Annotated in this window: 17 protein-coding genes and 1 other RNA gene; 4 read left to right on the forward strand and 14 right to left on the reverse strand. The window is 35.0% G+C overall.

Translation table 11 applies throughout. The annotated features are described in order from the left end of the window. Positions 1-14 precede the first annotated feature (14 nt). The 9 genes from AACZ41_RS15965 to AACZ41_RS16005 form a co-directional block, all read right to left on the reverse strand. On the reverse strand, positions 15-533 hold the full coding sequence (locus tag AACZ41_RS15965) for a tail fiber protein (RefSeq protein ID WP_339629604.1): 519 nt from the start codon (positions 531-533) through the stop codon (positions 15-17). Between the two features lie 26 nt (positions 534-559). Beyond that, the gene (locus AACZ41_RS15970) at positions 560-1,087 is read right to left on the reverse strand and encodes a tail fiber protein (protein ID WP_339629605.1); all 528 of its coding nucleotides are present in this window, start codon (positions 1,085-1,087) and stop codon (positions 560-562) included. An 11-nt stretch (positions 1,088-1,098) separates the two neighbouring features. Further along, positions 1,099-1,659, reverse strand: coding sequence for a hypothetical protein (locus tag AACZ41_RS15975; RefSeq protein ID WP_339629606.1), 561 nt, complete (start codon positions 1,657-1,659; stop codon positions 1,099-1,101). A 663-nt stretch (positions 1,660-2,322) separates the two neighbouring features. Further along, positions 2,323-2,853, reverse strand: coding sequence for a 1-acyl-sn-glycerol-3-phosphate acyltransferase (locus AACZ41_RS15980; protein WP_339629607.1), 531 nt, complete (start codon positions 2,851-2,853; stop codon positions 2,323-2,325). Positions 2,854-2,923: 70 nt separating this feature from the next. Beyond that, the gene (locus AACZ41_RS15985; protein ID WP_339629608.1) at positions 2,924-4,051 is read right to left on the reverse strand and encodes an iron-containing alcohol dehydrogenase family protein; all 1,128 of its coding nucleotides are present in this window, start codon (positions 4,049-4,051) and stop codon (positions 2,924-2,926) included. Between the two features lie 5 nt (positions 4,052-4,056). Then, positions 4,057-4,755 (reverse strand): HAD family hydrolase, encoded by a 699-nt coding sequence (locus AACZ41_RS15990; protein ID WP_339629609.1) that lies wholly within the window; start codon positions 4,753-4,755, stop codon positions 4,057-4,059. After that, positions 4,746-5,459, reverse strand: coding sequence for a 3-deoxy-manno-octulosonate cytidylyltransferase (gene kdsB / locus AACZ41_RS15995; RefSeq protein WP_339629635.1), 714 nt, complete (start codon positions 5,457-5,459; stop codon positions 4,746-4,748). The genes AACZ41_RS15990 and kdsB overlap by 10 nt, the downstream gene beginning before the upstream one ends. 26 nt (positions 5,460-5,485) lie before the next feature. Beyond that, positions 5,486-6,055 carry a DUF4126 domain-containing protein gene (locus AACZ41_RS16000; protein WP_339629610.1) on the reverse strand — a complete coding sequence of 190 codons (570 nt, stop codon included), beginning with the start codon at positions 6,053-6,055 and terminating at the stop codon, positions 5,486-5,488. Positions 6,056-6,116: 61 nt separating this feature from the next. Further along, positions 6,117-7,550 (reverse strand): ATP-binding domain-containing protein, encoded by a 1,434-nt coding sequence (locus AACZ41_RS16005; RefSeq protein WP_339629611.1) that lies wholly within the window; start codon positions 7,548-7,550, stop codon positions 6,117-6,119. Positions 7,551-7,651: 101 nt separating this feature from the next. On the opposite strand from AACZ41_RS16005, the gene AACZ41_RS16010 reads away from it, so the two are divergent. From AACZ41_RS16010 to AACZ41_RS16020, 3 genes are read left to right on the forward strand one after another with little or no spacing between them, the layout of a single operon-like run. Continuing rightward, positions 7,652-8,302, forward strand: a complete 651-nt coding sequence (locus tag AACZ41_RS16010) for a hypothetical protein (RefSeq protein ID WP_339629612.1) — start codon at positions 7,652-7,654, stop codon at positions 8,300-8,302. Beyond that, positions 8,280-9,116 (forward strand): DUF3822 family protein, encoded by an 837-nt coding sequence (locus AACZ41_RS16015; RefSeq protein WP_339629613.1) that lies wholly within the window; start codon positions 8,280-8,282, stop codon positions 9,114-9,116. The genes AACZ41_RS16010 and AACZ41_RS16015 overlap by 23 nt, the downstream gene beginning before the upstream one ends. After that, positions 9,116-9,652, forward strand: coding sequence for an RsmD family RNA methyltransferase (locus AACZ41_RS16020; RefSeq protein ID WP_339629614.1), 537 nt, complete (start codon positions 9,116-9,118; stop codon positions 9,650-9,652). Before AACZ41_RS16015 ends, AACZ41_RS16020 begins: the two co-directional genes overlap by 1 nt. A 16-nt stretch (positions 9,653-9,668) precedes the next feature. On the opposite strand, the gene rnpB is transcribed toward AACZ41_RS16020, so the two are convergent. Further along, positions 9,669-9,988: RNase P RNA component class A (rnpB, locus tag AACZ41_RS16025), an RNA gene on the reverse strand. 109 nt (positions 9,989-10,097) lie between these two features. On the opposite strand from rnpB, the gene AACZ41_RS16030 reads away from it, so the two are divergent. Then, positions 10,098-11,912: a DNA polymerase III subunit gamma/tau gene (locus AACZ41_RS16030; RefSeq protein WP_339629615.1), complete on the forward strand. Its 1,815-nt coding sequence runs from the start codon at positions 10,098-10,100 to the stop codon at positions 11,910-11,912. Here AACZ41_RS16030 and AACZ41_RS16035 read toward each other — a convergent pair. Genes AACZ41_RS16035 through AACZ41_RS16050 form a run of 4 tightly spaced genes read right to left on the reverse strand, consistent with a single transcriptional unit; the run spans position 11,907 to position 15,995 of the window. Then, positions 11,907-12,254, reverse strand: coding sequence for a transmembrane 220 family protein (locus AACZ41_RS16035; RefSeq protein WP_339629616.1), 348 nt, complete (start codon positions 12,252-12,254; stop codon positions 11,907-11,909). The two genes, AACZ41_RS16030 and AACZ41_RS16035, sit on opposite strands and share 6 nt — an antisense overlap. A 6-nt stretch (positions 12,255-12,260) precedes the next feature. Further along, positions 12,261-13,634 carry a nucleotide pyrophosphatase/phosphodiesterase family protein gene (locus AACZ41_RS16040; RefSeq protein ID WP_339629617.1) on the reverse strand — a complete coding sequence of 458 codons (1,374 nt, stop codon included), beginning with the start codon at positions 13,632-13,634 and terminating at the stop codon, positions 12,261-12,263. Position 13,635: 1 nt separating this feature from the next. Then, on the reverse strand, positions 13,636-14,829 hold the full coding sequence (gene eboE / locus AACZ41_RS16045; RefSeq protein WP_339629618.1) for a metabolite traffic protein EboE: 1,194 nt from the start codon (positions 14,827-14,829) through the stop codon (positions 13,636-13,638). 5 nt (positions 14,830-14,834) lie between these two features. Then, positions 14,835-15,995 carry a 3-dehydroquinate synthase gene (locus tag AACZ41_RS16050; protein WP_339629619.1) on the reverse strand — a complete coding sequence of 387 codons (1,161 nt, stop codon included), beginning with the start codon at positions 15,993-15,995 and terminating at the stop codon, positions 14,835-14,837. Between the last annotated feature and the right edge of the window lie 6 nt (positions 15,996-16,001).

Genomic DNA, 16,001 nt, shown 5'->3' on the forward strand with positions numbered 1-16,001 from the left:
GGGGAGTTATTTTTTTAGTTTCTAGAAGGATAAATGCCCTGTAATGCGATAATAAAATTCACACATTGATACGGTTGCATATTATTTATAGGTTGGCTGCTACCCGTGTTGGTTGTTGTAAAAGGTGCCATGTTGATACCGGCATCTGGTGCCGAACCAAAACCATTAAAACCAGCTCCGGCGATCACATGACCGTTAGGAGTTTCGGTATTTGCCTCTTCCTTTGCCGGTAAACTTGCCGTATGGTTATGAGAAGGAATTTGGTTGACATTTAACGTATTTTGTTCCGTTCCACTTTTCTGACCCAAAGGCCTTGGTGTAAGGCCTGGACCATTCCCTGAATGCATCGGCACCCTGCCACGTAAATCAGGTAGACCAAAGGTAGTTCTGCCATCACCGCCATAGATGGTGCCTATAATTGAGAATAGCGCATCATTCTGTGAAATGGACAAAAGTTGTCCATCACATAAAGCCCAACCCCTGGGTGCAAAATTTCCGCCGAACATAATGATCTGCCCTATAAATGGTTCCATAGTTTTAAAGTTGTTGGTTTTTACTGTTAACTCCTAGAAGGAAAAATTCCTTGAAGCGCAATAATAAAATTGACACATTGATACGGCTGCATATTATTTAAAGATTGGTTGCCACCCGTGTTGCCCGTTGTAAAAGGTGCCATGTTGATACCGTTATCTGGTGCCGTACCAAAACCATCAAAACCAGCGCCTGCAATTACATGACCGTTAGGAGTTTCGGTATTTGCCTCTTCCTTTGCCGGTAAACTTGCCGTATGATTGTGAGAAGGCAGTTGGTTCACATTTAACGTATTCGTTTCCGCTCCAGATTTTTGACCTAAAGGTCTTGGAGTTAAACCAGGTCCCGCAGATCCATTACCAGAATGTACGGGCACCCTACCGCGTAAATCAGGTAGACCAAAGGTAGTTCTGCCATCGCCGCCATATGTTGTACCTAGAATCGAGAATAGCGCTGTGTTCTGTGAAATGGCCAAAAGTTGTCCATTACAAAAAGCCCAACCCCTGGGTGCAAAATTACCTCCGAACATTATTATCTGTGCTATAAATGGTTCCATAGTTTTTTAGTTTATTGGTTGATTGAAATATTAAAATCGATTGTCGATTTGTTTAAAAATGTACTGAATTTAGGAAAACGAAGATTTTCAGCCAATTGCTGATTTTGCTCCCAATGTTTGTCTGTAATATGTGCACCAAAATCGTTGAAAATCAATTCTGTAAAAACAATATTTTTATTTTTAGAAACCTTAAAATAAATACGGTGTTGTTTTCCTAGTTCACGGTTTGGCCAGTCAGTAATAAACTGATAAGAGCCGTCATCATCGGTAAACATTTTACCACGATGTTTATAAACCTGTTTTTCTGGAGATAAATGCCATACCTCTATCAAGGCATTTGTAATAGTAGTTTTTCCTGTGGCATCATATATTTTACCAGATACCGATACTTCTTTACCTAAAAAGGAAGTTCGTAAATCTGTTTTAACATCTGTATAAGGGGTATAACCTTTAAAAGGTGCGCTATTAGAACCTAATTCTTTTGCAATTGCTCCTGTTGGAACACAAATTAGACCTGTTGCCACCAACAAAGACCTACCAAGAAAAAGACGTCTTGGGTAATTTTTTTCCATTCTAGTTATTTTAGGTTAATAGATAACTAGACCAATTTCAAGTAAGCAGTGGGTTTGAATAAAACTAATAGCTATACAACGAGTCCATCGAATTATAAAAAAGGGAGAAGACCAGTTGAATATAGTTTAATTCAATTCTTTGAAAATATGGATTATTTTTTAACGCATAAATCTTGAACGGTGGTTTTTTCGATATACTGTTCGGTTAATAGGACAAACAACCTTATTCTTGGACAATAAAATATTCAAGGCAACCGATAAACAATTCTTACATCTTAAGGAAGCGCTATATTTCACATTTAATACTAGCCTACCGCGTATATTATTTTTTCAAAAAATCTAGAAGAAGAAGATGATGATGATGATTTGAGAATTGTTTAATTCTATTGAAGAATAGCTAAAAATGTAATTTTTTAAAAAAAATCAGCTTCCCAAAAGCGAACCTTCGTCTAATAACTATTAACCTAAAAACCTGTTTTTTAATATTTTACTTTAAGATGTAATACGTTCAACAAGTAAACCAATCGAAGGTCATTTAGCTACTTATGATAAGAAGTTCAATAGGTTTTATTTTTAATGTTACAAAAATGACTATTTGTCGATTTTTAAACTAATAAAGTATTAGAAGGGTATAAAATTTTGATTGAAGTAAACTAGTAAACTCTATTTATGTTTACCCTCTACCCCTTCAAAGAAAGCATGGTATTTTTCAAAATCTGCTTCTTGATTTTCTGTTGGGTAAACTGGTTCAGAAATCTTTACTTCTTTTTTTCCATAATCGAACGCAACCAATACAATGGGCACATTTGCAGTTTTAGCTATAAAATAGAAACCTGTTTTCCATTTCTCTACTTTCTTCCTAGTTCCTTCGGGAGATAATGATAACCTGAACTTTTTTCTTTCGTTAAATATCTGTGCTGTTGCCTTTACCGTGTCATTGGTTTTTGATCGATCTATGGGTGCACCACCTGTCCACCTAAAGAACCAGCCAAAGGGTGAATCAAATAGGCTTTTCTTACCGATATAATTAACTTCTTCATTCCATACTTCTCGTACTAACAAGCCTAAAAGAAAATCCCACCAACTCGTATGTGGCACTACTATAGCCACGAATTTATTCAAATGTGAAGGAAATTCTCCTTTAAGTTTCCATCCTAGGATTTTGAAATAAATAAATTTTGCTATTTTTCGCATATTGTAATTGCACCTATTTACTATTAGATTATCTCAACAGAAATATTTAAAAGACTAAGACTATACGTGATTATATCTTTTGATAAATAGCTTTTAGTTTTTCGACCGTTATTAAAGACTTCCAGTTTTCTCCTAATGCATTTTCCCATAATGGCTCCATACCCATAGCCACAGAAATCATTGTTTCCATTTCAGAATCAGATAAATTAGAACAAATGTTTGTTGGCAATACAATTTGATGTTTGGTAAGCATTTTATTAAATAGTGCAACACCCTGCGGATAAAACTCTTCGAGATATTGAAAAACAAGACAATTACCTATACCGTGCTTAATTCCTAAAACGTATCCTAAGCCATAACTCATTGCATGGGCTACGCCTACTTGAGAATAAGCTATACTCATACCGCCATGCCAAGATGCCATCATTAGCTTTTCCCTACTTTCAGACTCTGAGATATCCTCAAGAAATACTTCTTTACAGAGCTCTAAAGATTTCTCACCATAACTTTTGCTAAAGGCATTTAAAAATGTTCCATTAAGAGATTCAATGCAATGAATAAAACAATCCATCCCTGTATAAAACCACTGTTCTTTTGGTACTCCTAATGTTAGTTCTGGATCCAAAACAACCTGGTCAAATGTGGTGAAATCTGAATTTATTCCTAACTTTTTTTCTGGGCCCAAAAGTACGGTTGTTCTTGAAACTTCAGCACCCGTGCCACTAATTGTAGGTATACCGACATGGTAAATTGATTGCTTATGAACCAAGTCCCAACCTTGATATTCTGAAGCACTTCCCTTATTGGTTAACATTATAGCAACCGCTTTGGCCAAGTCTAATAAAGTACCGCCCCCTATACCAATAATACCTGAAGGTAATTCGGCAAACTTCTCTCTGATTATGCTGACCAAAGCATCTACCTGATTTGTTTTTGGCTCTTCCTCCGCTGAAATTAAAATGATTTGATCAGAGAATATAGTTGGAATTCGATTAATTAGCTCACTACCTTCAAAAACATCATCAACCAAATATATCATTGGAGCTTCTGAATGCTTCCGTTTGGGCATTAAGATATCGCCGAGGGTATTGAAACTACCTTTACCATAGACTACTCTAGGTACCATCGGAAAATTTCGATATTCCTGTGAAGCTTTAGTTGGTATATTCTTCAATGCCTTTTCTTTTTTTACTTCCATTAGTATTAAACATATTCCAGAATATCGGTCAAGGTAGAAATTGTCATGTAACCGTTATTCTCAATTGGTTCTTTAACTTCTTCATGTTCCCAAGTAGTATGAAAAGGTACATGTATGGCACGTGCTCCTATTTCTACCAAAGGCAATACATCAGATTTTAAAGAATTACCAATCATTAAAAACTCACTTGGCGATATTTGCAAATGCTCAAGCAAATCGCTATAATTTTTCTCCTTCTTATCACTCAACACTTCAACATGATGAAAATACTCAGAAAGTCCGGATCTCTCTAATTTACGTTCCTGATCTAATAGGTCTCCTTTGGTTAAAACTATTAGTCGGTACTTATCTTTCAAACTCTTCAAAACCTCTTCAACGCCATTCAATAATTCTACAGGCTGTGAAATCATCTCCTTTCCTAAATCTAACAAAGCGCCTATTGTTTTAGAAGAAACATCATTATTCGATAGATCTAACGCACATTCTATCATAGATAACATAAAACCCTTTATTCCATAGCCGTACAAGTCAAGATTTTTTATCTCTGTCCTAAATAGCTCTTGGTCAATTTTATTCTTGGTCTCATATTTTTCCAATAAATCTGCAAACTTATTTTCGGTGTCCCTAAAATAAGTCTCATTAACCCATAACGTATCATCGGCATCGAAACCAATAACATTTATTCCATCAAAATTTATTTCCATGCGGCCTGTGCTTTCTTTAAATCTTCTGGTGTATCTATTTCAATTCCTTGAACATGGGTTTCTACCATTTTAATCTTCTTTCCATATTCTAAATAGCGTATGGCCTCAATTTTTTCGGTTGCTTCTAATTGTAGCATTGGTAATCGTTGAAAATCCATCAAAGCACTTTTTCTAAATGCATATATTCCTTTATGCTTAAAATAAGTTGTATTTGCGTCTTTGGCCCTAGGATAAGGTATTGGTGACCTCGAAAAATATAACGCAAAATTTCTATTATCAACGATTACTTTTACCGTATTTGGATTATTAATCTCTTCTTCATCGGTAATCTTAACCATTAAAGAGGCTAAATCGATTTCTTTATGAATATCACTTTCAAATACATTTAATACACCTTCTAAACTTTCGCGATCTGTAAAAGGCTCATCTCCCTGTACATTAACAATAATATCAACATCCATTTGCATTACCGCCTCTGCAATACGATCACTACCGCAATCATGTTCTGTTTTACTCATTATAGCCAAACCACCTTCTTTAACTATAGTATCATATATGATTTCACTATCGGTTACTACATAAACCTCATCGAACAATTTGGTGTGTATTGCAGCTTGATAGGTTCGTAAAATGACCGGTTTACCGGCCAAATCTTGCATTAATTTTGCAGGAAATCTGGATGCCGCATAACGGGCAGGAATCATTGCTATTATTTTCAACTAAATCTATTTTATGTTTTTGTTCTTGGACGTATGCTTCTATAAATCCTAAAAATTATTACCAAGATAATGATGACCAGTATCGCGGCTAATATCGGGGCAAAAATAGATGCTGCCGTTACTACCATCGCTGTACCTGTTTCGATAGATGCATAGACGGGATTTGCCAAACCACCGGTTGTTGCGGTTGATGCCAATCTACCGGTTGCGCCTGCCCCTTTTATTGCGGTTGCCGTACCACCACCAGCAATTATTGCTAAAGACCATGTTATTACGGGATCTAAATCGGCAACAGTTGATACCATTACAGCAGTACCTGCTATAGCCGCTAAGGGTACAGCAATACTGTCTAATAAATTATCGAACCAAGGAATAAAATAAGCGAATATTTCTAATAAAGTGGCTACACCTAAAGTTAGAACTGCCACCAAACTTCCTATCCACTGCCAGTTTTCGTTTAAGTCCCAAACTCCAAAATAGGATGCTAAGCTCAATGCAAATAAGGGTAAAAAAACCCTAAATCCTACTGAAGCGGCTAATCCTATTCCTAAAAATATACTTAAAATTGTTTCGGTTGTCATGCTATAATCTAATATAGATTCGATAATTTCCTATATCCATAATCACTAAAATAATCTTTTATTAATCAACAAAAAAATCGTCTTTAAAGCCGATAAGATACAATTTGTTTTTTGCTCTGGTCACCGCTGTATATAACCATCGCAAATATTCTTTATCAATACCATTTGGCAGGTAGGGCTGTTCAACAAAAACCGTATTCCATTGACCACCTTGCGATTTATGACAGGTTATAGCATATGAAAATTTAACTTGGAGTCCGTTAAAATATTTATTGTTCTTTACACCTAAGAATTTTTTATACTTAGAACTCTCATGAGCAAAGTCTTTCATAACCTCCTGGTAAAGCCTATTACCATCTTCATAAGATAATGAAGGTGACTCTGCCGCAATAGTATCTAATAATAATACAGTTTCGAAAGGAGCCATATTTGGATAATCTACCATTTTAACTTTTACCTCTGCGAATTTAAAAGTGTAGATTTCCTTAATATCAAAAATCTCTAAAACTTCAATAATATCCCCATTGGCAATAAAGCCAGCTTCAGAGCTTGGTTTTAGCCAATAATAATTATTCTTGACAACCATCATGAAATCGCCAACAGCTATATCATTTTCTAAGAATAATATTCTTTCCCGTATGTTCTGATTATATAGATTCGCTCTTTTATTAGACCTTACTATAAAAGCTGTTTCTTCTTTACCGTTCTCTGAATAAGAACTATCGATGGCTTCCTGTATCTCATTTCCATCAATTAATCTAACTATATCCGTAAATGGGCTTACATCAAACTTAAAGTCATCGAAGAAATCACCTTGCAATTGTTCTCTTAACAAAGTTGCATTGGCTAAAATTCCTGAACCGCCAGCTTGTCTTACTACCTCGTTTAATTCTAATTGAATTACTTCTTTATTGTAATTCAATGAAAGCTTATCAGCATCTAATGCCGGGCTCAACACTAAATGTACCGGAGGTAATTGCGCCGTATCGCCAATCAATAACAACTTACATTTATGGCCAGAATAAACGAACATCATTAGATCATCTAATAACGAACCATTTTCAAACAGTTTAGAATCGGCTGCTGTATCTGGTATCATTGATGCTTCATCTACAATAAACAAGGTATCCCTATGTTTGTTCGGCGCTAATACGAATTGCACTCCGCCCCCACTTTGTTTTTTTGGAAAATATATTTTTCGGTGGATGGTAAATGCTTGGGTATTTGAGTAATTAGACATTACTTTAGCTGCTCTACCAGTAGGAGCCATTAGCACAGCTTTCTTCTGAACTTTCCAAAGACTGTTCACCAAAGTACCTATTAAAGTAGTCTTTCCTGTACCGGCATAACCTTTTAACAAAAAAACTTCATCTTTTATTGAAGACAATGTAAACTCTGCTAATTTTTGCAAAGCGACTGATTGTGTGGCAGTTGGCGTATGTGGAAATTTAGTTTCCAGTAAACTATAAAATGATGCGGGAGTTGTTGATTTCATGAGCCCTCAAAGATAAAGATGATTTTTAGGCCAAAAACTTTTACGATTAAAAAAAAATTGTAGATTTGTGAAGACCACTAAATTAAAATAACACATACAAAATGAAGACCATTATACAAATTGTACTTTGGGTTGGGTGTATCGCTTTAGGATACCTAATTTATAATTCCATCACTGGACCAATTAAGTTTAAAGAAGTTAAACAAGAGCGTTATGCTCAAGTAGTAGCTAAATTAAAAGACATTCGAAATTCTCAGGATGCCTACAAAACTGTAAATGGCAAATACGCAAATGACTTTAATAGTCTTATTCGTTTTATCGATACCGGTAAATATGTAATTACCCAACAAAGAGATTCTTCTTTCATGGAATTCGATAAAGCATATGGCATCGATTTATTAAAAGAAGTAAAAATCATTGACACATTAGGATTCGTTTCTGTAAAAGATTCTCTTTTCAAAAAAGATTCTAGATATAAAACCCTAATGGATGTCCCTACTGCACCAAACGGTGAAAAATTCGAAATGAAAGCTGCTTTTGTTGAAAAAAGTGGTTATAGAGCCCCAGTATTTGAAGCTAAGGTTGATAAAAATGTAATACTTTATGATCAGCCAAAAGATTTATTGGCACGTGAAAATGCAGCTTTAAGTGTAGAAGAAGTTAACGGACCGTCAATTAGAGTTGGTTCTTTAGACGAAGTAAGTACCAGTGGTAACTGGCCTCCTATTTATGACAAGAAAAACGATCAATAGCGGTTTAGATATAGCGGATAAAACTTTTAAGAAATTGTCCATTCAGGTTAGCTTGAATGGACTTTCTTTTTGTGTAGCAGATACTGTTTTACAAAAATTACTCTTTTCCGATAATGTCGATTTTATAGAAGAAAAAAATCCCATGGTGGTTTTAGATGAATTGAAAAAACTTTTTCAAGAACATCAGCTTAACACAATACAATTTGATGAAGTAGTTGTTGTTCATCGAAATACCCTATTTGGTCTAGTGCCAAAATCATTATTCAACGCAGATCATCTTTTAGAATATCTTAAATTAAATGCGAAGGTTTTAGCTTCAGATGTACTTTCTTACGATATAGTTGAAAACCATGAATTGGTTAATGTGTATGTACCATACATGAACATCAATAATTATATCTATGAGCTTTTTGGAGAGTTTACCTATATGCATAACGGCACAGTTATTTTGCAGTCATTAATGAATAACCAGAATCAAAATAATGAAACTATATGTTATGTTCATATAAATAAGAACCAGTTAGATATTACTGTTCTTGACCAGCGTAAATTATTACTTTACAATAGCTTTCTCTACGATACAAAAGAAGACTTTGCTTATTATCTACTATTTGTTCTAGAACAGCTTGAATTAGACCCAAAAACTGCAGTAGTAAAGCTTTTTGGATCGATTGAAGAAGATGACCCAATATTTCAGTTATGTTTTTCCTATATTCAGAATATTAGCATATTCACCCCGTCCTCACCTCAATTAATAAAATTAAGTGGACCTGAATCGAAATTTATAGATTTCACCTTAATCAATACCATATAATGCGAATCATTTCAGGAAAACATAAAGGACGTAATTTACAGGCTCCAAAGAAATTACCCGTTAGGCCCACAAAAGACATGGCCAAAGAAAGCTTATTTAACATACTGAATAACAGTTATTATTTTCCAGATTTAAAGGTGTTGGACCTCTTTTCAGGTACAGGTAACATCAGTTATGAATTCGCATCTAGAGGTGTAAATGATGTTCTTGCTATTGATGCTCACTCAGGTTGTATAGAGTTTATCGATAAAACTGTGTCGCTTTTAGATATGAACATTCGTACTTTAAAGAGCGATGTTTTTACTTTTTTAGAACGCAATAAAGAACAATTCGATATCATTTTTGCTGATCCTTTCTATGATATGGAACTTTCCGATTTTGAGAAACTACCGCAATTAGTTTTTGAAAATAAACTCTTATCAGAAGACGGAGTCTTAATAATTGAGCATTCTAACCGTACTAGTTTGGCCGACTTACCTCATTACAAAAATTCTCGAAAATACGGTGGTAGTGTATTTAGCTTTTTTGAAAAATAATTTCAAATCAAAATTATAAAAAAGCAGGCCATAAGCCGGATTCTGTATACTGAAAATTCAGAATTCCTTATCATTTATCTAGGCCAGGGGTTACCCCAAGGCTCTAACCGCCTACCCTTCGGCTTGAGCGTGCAGCCCTTAAACACCGATTTACATGACGTTTCACCGTATAGAGTTTACCTGATTTCACTACAGCCGAACTGTACTTGCTTTCTGTTGCACTTGTCCTCACTTTTCAGCGGACGGGCGTTACCCGCTATACTGCACTATGGTGTCCGGACTTTCCTCGTATTCTCCCGAAGCTTCGGGAGAATCCGCGATAAGGTGGCCTGCTTTGCGCAAATGTACTGTAATTGTTGATAACTAAAGATGATCTCCATTCTTATTTCACTTTAGAATTCACCGCTATATTTATATTTGTAAAAGCTTAAAATGTAGTAGTATTTTGGAACCATTTATCGTATCGGCACGTAAGTATAGACCACAGACCTTTAAGGATGTTGTTGGGCAACAAGCTATTACCAATACGCTACAAAATGCAATTGACCAAAATCATTTGGCACAAGCACTACTTTTCTGCGGCCCAAGAGGTGTTGGTAAAACTACTTGTGCCCGTATTTTGGCAAAACAGATAAATTCTGATGGTACGGAACGTGAAGATGAAGATTTTGCGTTCAATATTTTTGAATTGGATGCCGCATCAAATAACTCTGTTGACGACATTCGAAATCTTATAGATCAAGTACGTATACCACCACAAGTAGGTAAATACAAAGTTTATATAATAGATGAGGTACATATGCTATCTCAATCTGCTTTTAACGCTTTTCTTAAAACATTAGAAGAACCACCTAAACATGCTATTTTTATTCTTGCTACAACAGAAAAGCACAAGATAATACCAACCATACTTTCTAGATGTCAAATATTTGATTTCAAGAGAATTACAGTTAAAGATGCGGCTGAATACCTAAAGTATATAGCAGAAAATCAAGGTATTAACGCTGAAGAAGATGCTTTACACATTATAGCCCAAAAGGCCGATGGAGCAATGCGAGATGCTTTATCTATTTTCGATAGAGTAGTTAGTTTTTCTGGTGCTGAACTTACACGAAAAGCAGTTACCGAAAATCTTAATGTTTTAGATTATGACACCTATTTTGAAGCTACAGATTTAATATTGGAACATAACATTCCAAATTTGCTTTTGCTTTTCAATAAGACTTTATCGCTGGGGTTTGACGGACACCATTTCATATCTGGACTTGCCTCGCATTTTAGGGATTTAATGGTATGCCAACATCCAGACACTATAATTTTGCTAGAAGTAGGTGAAGCGGCTCAACAATTATATAGAGACCAAAGTAAAAGAACATCTCCTTCCTTTTTACTTCAAGGTCTGGAAATTGCAAATGAATGTGATTTAAAATACAAAACAAGTAAAAATCAACGCTTGTTAGTTGAACTAACTCTTATGAAACTTGCCTCTATCGATTTTGATGGAGAAAAAAAAAATCCTGAATCAGTAGCTCTTCAAAATAAAACCATAGATTTTATTGCCCCCGCTGCTTTTTACAAGCAGTTACCGAAACCTTCACAAAAAGAACCAGCAGCCGAAACTGCTATTCAGAGCCCTGTACCTATTGAGAAAAAGAGTTCAGAAATTTCTAAACCTACCTCAACTCCAGTCATTGAACCTTCCATAAATAAGACTAAGACTGAAGAAATTCCACTGGTTGTAGAAAAAGAAAACACTAAAGAACCTGCACAGAATAAAATAAAAATAAATTTACCCCATAAACGTGTTTCAGGACTATCCATTTCAAGTCTTAATGCGAAAAAACAGCATGAGCTAAACAAAATCGAAGTTGTTATTGACGAAAACAACTTACCAAAAGACCCTTTCACCCAAGAAGAATTACGTAAATATTGGGCTGAATTTGTTGAAAGCATAGACCAAAAAGGACAAAAAATACTAGCTTCAAACTTAAATACCGACATTCCTAAGTTAAAAGAAGATTTTAAGATTCATATTGAGCTTCCTAACGGTACTATGAAAAAGGAAATTGAGCGTGAACAGTTTGAGCTTATGGAGCATTTACGAGCCAAACTGAACAATCATTTTATTCAATTAGACATAAGCGTCAATGAAGCAACTGCCAAAAAATTTGCTTTTACCCCCGAAGAAAAATATGAAAAACTTAGGGAGAAAAATCCAGTAATCGATTTATTAAGAACCGAATTCGATTTAGATTTATAACTTTCTTTTTATACGAAAACCAAATACGAGCATCACTATTGAAATAATCAATAGACCGAATGCTTCCCTGCCCAATTCGACTGTTTCTATATCCCCATCATTCAAATCAAATCCTTGAAAGTCTGAAGGGTATAGATATAAAAACCCAATAAAAGCAACTACTCCTAGCGCTAAAGGAAGTATATAGCCTATTTTGTTCAATGCAAACAAGAAAGAAACAGTAGCGGCAATTCCGTAGATAATAATCCAATATAAAGAATCTGGATCATTGTATTGCAAAGCCGCACTCACTATAAAAAGAATGGCAAATAAGTACCCCAGTATTTTAAATAATAGATTCATCAGAATTTAGTTTAACAGGTGATCTTCAATAAGATCACGTACCTGAATAGCAGTAATCGTGTTCTCAATTCTGTCGTCCGTATAGTTACTAATAAAAATAGGATAATCCTCCTTATCCTCTGTCAAACGACCGTGAGAACCTTTTATTAAAGTTGCATCAATTGGGATAATATTCATCACCGTTCTAAAGCCCAGTTTCTTCTTCAATAGCTTACCGACTACTTTAGCCATTATCAATTTATCTTTTGGATCGGTCAACATTTCAACTGGGTCATATCCTGGTTTCTTATGAATATCGACCATTCTTGCGTAGTCTGGTGCTTTTGCATCATCTAGCCAAAAGTAATACGTGAACCAAGAATCTTTATCAGCCACAACTACAATATCACCACATCTCTCATGGTTAATATGATACTTTTTCAAGTCTTCACCAAAAAGTACTTTTTCTACACCATCAATCGATTCGAGCAACCTTACTAGTTTTTCAATATTACTGGATTCTTTGCAATATATATGAGCGATTTGATGGTCTGCTACTGCAAAAGCATAACTTTCACCAGCATCTAAAAGTTCTAGACCACGTTCTTCCCGTATAGCGATATACCCTTCTTTTCGTAATATTCTATTCAAATGAATAGGCCTATTTACATTTGTAATTCCGTATTCAGAAAGCAGTATTACTCTAGCATCTAATGCTTCATAATGGTTCACCAAATCTTTTACAACTTCATCTATCTCTAACAGATCTTTAGAAATAATAGTAAAGTCAAGACCATATCGTTGCAGATTATAATCTAAATGCGGTAAGTATATTAATGTAAGATCCGGATTGTGTTTCTTGTCAGTCAAAAGTGCTGCATCAGCAATCCATTTTGAAGAATTTATAGTTGTTTTCGGGCCCCAAAATTCGAACAACGGAAAAGTTCCTAAAGCATCTTGCATTTCATCTCGCAACTTAGCCGGATATGAATAGACATCAGGAATCTTTCTTCCATCGGCTAAATAGTTCGGTCTTGGGGTAATACTGTAATCAACATTAGAATACATATTGTACCACCAAAAATGATTCGCACATGTAAAATTCGGATGTTTCTCTTTCAAATCATCCCAAAGTTTAGGCCCTTGCACCAATTTGTTAGATTGCCTCCAAAATTTAACTTCGCATTCATCTTGAAAATACCAACCATTACCCACAATACCATGTTCTGAAGGCCATTTACCAGTTACATAAGTAGACTGAACAGCACATGTAACCGCAGGTAAAATAGGTTCTATATATGACGTTTTGCCTTTCTCTAAAAACGATTTTATAAACGGAGTATGCTCTCCTATTAAACGCTTGGTCAACCCTACTACATTAATAACAACTGTCTTTTTCATATTACAAGCGTGATTTTAACCATTTAATTTCGCGGATAATAGATATTGACAAGTCTTGTTTTAAATCTGCCGGAAGCACATCCCATGTATATGTTTCAATCTCTAAATGTTCAGATACAGAATTTGATTTTAAATATTCAATTGTTTTTAAAATATGGTCTTGGGTGGAAAATAAAGCTCCATACTTTTCCAAAAAAATGGGAACATGATAATGAGCACGAAGTTCATGATGAGCTCCCTTTCGCTCTAAAACCATAGGAAGGTCGCTAAACGTTTTAACTACTCCGTCAATCTTTTCAGTAACCTGATGCAGATATGTTGGTTCATTAAATTGAGATAGCTCGTCCCATATTAGTTCATCATTTGTACCATTGAATACAATCTTTAATGCTGCACTAACTTGAATTTTTCCTACTCGAATATTTTGTTCTTTAAACTTTGCAAACGTGTCTACAGGTTCTTCGAAGGCCAGTGAAAAATGGCAAATATCATAACATACGGTTATGTATTTTTTGATAAGCGCTTCAGCTTCTAAAGCACCCAAGCCTAACTTAATCTCAAAAAATTTAATCCCTAATGGCACTAAATATTTTGAATAAAAATGTAAAACCTCATCACTATTCTCTAAAAGTCCATCTGGTTCCGGTTCAATATCCAAATGCATATATTTTCCGGTAGTATTTTCTAATTCAAATAAATGTTCAGCAACTTGGAGCATATGCTTTGCACCTACTTCAAATGCTTTTTTAACTTCCTCTTCTGTTTTATACCAATATTTATATGTTATCGGAGATGTAGAAATACCGCCATTTAATCCTTTTGGCAACAATTCTGAAAGTTGCCGAAATAAACGTTTAGTATATATAAGCCTTTCATTCGTAGTCCAATCTGGAGCATGCACCATATCTTTAACTCGTTCATCATGAAAATTCCCATATGGAAATCCGTTCATGGTGAATACGTATAGACTATTTTCTGTCAACCATTTTTTGAAATCGGACATATTTGTTCCAACCTCAAGTTCTTCACTAGCTTTATTCGATAAACGAAGTCCTAAACCAAAAGGTTGATCACTAGAAACCTCTTTCTTGATTCCTGGAACGTGCTTCTGAATACTTTCGAACGTACTTTTCCAATCTTGACCTGGGTGAATATTGGTGCAATATGTTAAGTGTAACCTCTCTTTTAATTGCATCTACTTTAGTTTAATGCGAATTGATGATTCAATTTACCAATAGCCTCAGTCATAAGCTTCATATCAATTGTATGTACGTCATGCTTGACTCCTAGTCCAGAAATAAGGGTAATTGTCAGTTGACCTCCCAAATGCTCTCTAAACTCCTCTATTCCATTCATCAAAGTCTCAATTTCACTACTAGTATTTACAGGAAGCGAAAGATCAAAACCGATTTCAACCATTACATTTAATATATGTTGCAAATCGCTTTCAGTAATCAAACCAATTAATTGAGCATAGGTTACATCAAGAGCGATACCTTTCGCTACCGCTTCACCATGTCTTAATTCATAATTAGTCATGAACTCCATTTTATGGGCTGCCCAATGTCCAAAATCTAAAGGTCTAGAAGAGCCTGACTCGAAAGGGTCGCCACCTTGAGCAATATGATGCATATGCATTTCGGCACACTTATAAATCACATATTGCATTGGCTCCATTTCCCTATTCTTCAAGGCACTGGCATGATTAGCTATGTATTGAAAAAAATCTTCATCCTTTATCAAGGCTACTTTAATCGCTTCTGAAATACCAGAGATCCAATCGCGTTGTTCTAAAGTTTCTAAGAAATTACTATCATTAATTATAGCATATGGAGGAGCAAAAGTTCCTAAAAAGTTCTTTTTCTTAAACGCATTCACACTATTCTTGACCCCAACCGCTGAGTCATTTTGTGATAAAACCGTAGTTGGAATTCGTATTAACTTAACACCTCTATGTGCAATAGCAGCAGCATAACCAACCATATCTATTACTGCACCACCACCTATAACAACAACAAAAGAATGTCTACAAATTTTATTCTCATTTATGCCTTTCAAAACCGATTCAATAGCCGAATCACTATTTTTAACTTGCTCACCGCCCTGAAGTACTATTGTATCCGTGTACTTTAAGTTATCCTTATTGCTGTTACAATATGACTCTATTTGATGAATTAATTTCGGATGATGATTTTTTACACCGTCATCTAAAACGAACAAGAGTTTAACCGGTTCAAATTCTTTATAGTCGGAAATTAATTTCGAGAATAGCGGATTATCTAAAGTAAAAAGTCCTGAAGTGAAATACAATTGATAATCATATTGAACTTTAAATGATTGTTTTATAGGTTGAAATTGCATATAAAT

The organism is uncultured Maribacter sp., from assembly GCF_963974015.1.
Taxonomy (GTDB): domain Bacteria; phylum Bacteroidota; class Bacteroidia; order Flavobacteriales; family Flavobacteriaceae; genus Maribacter.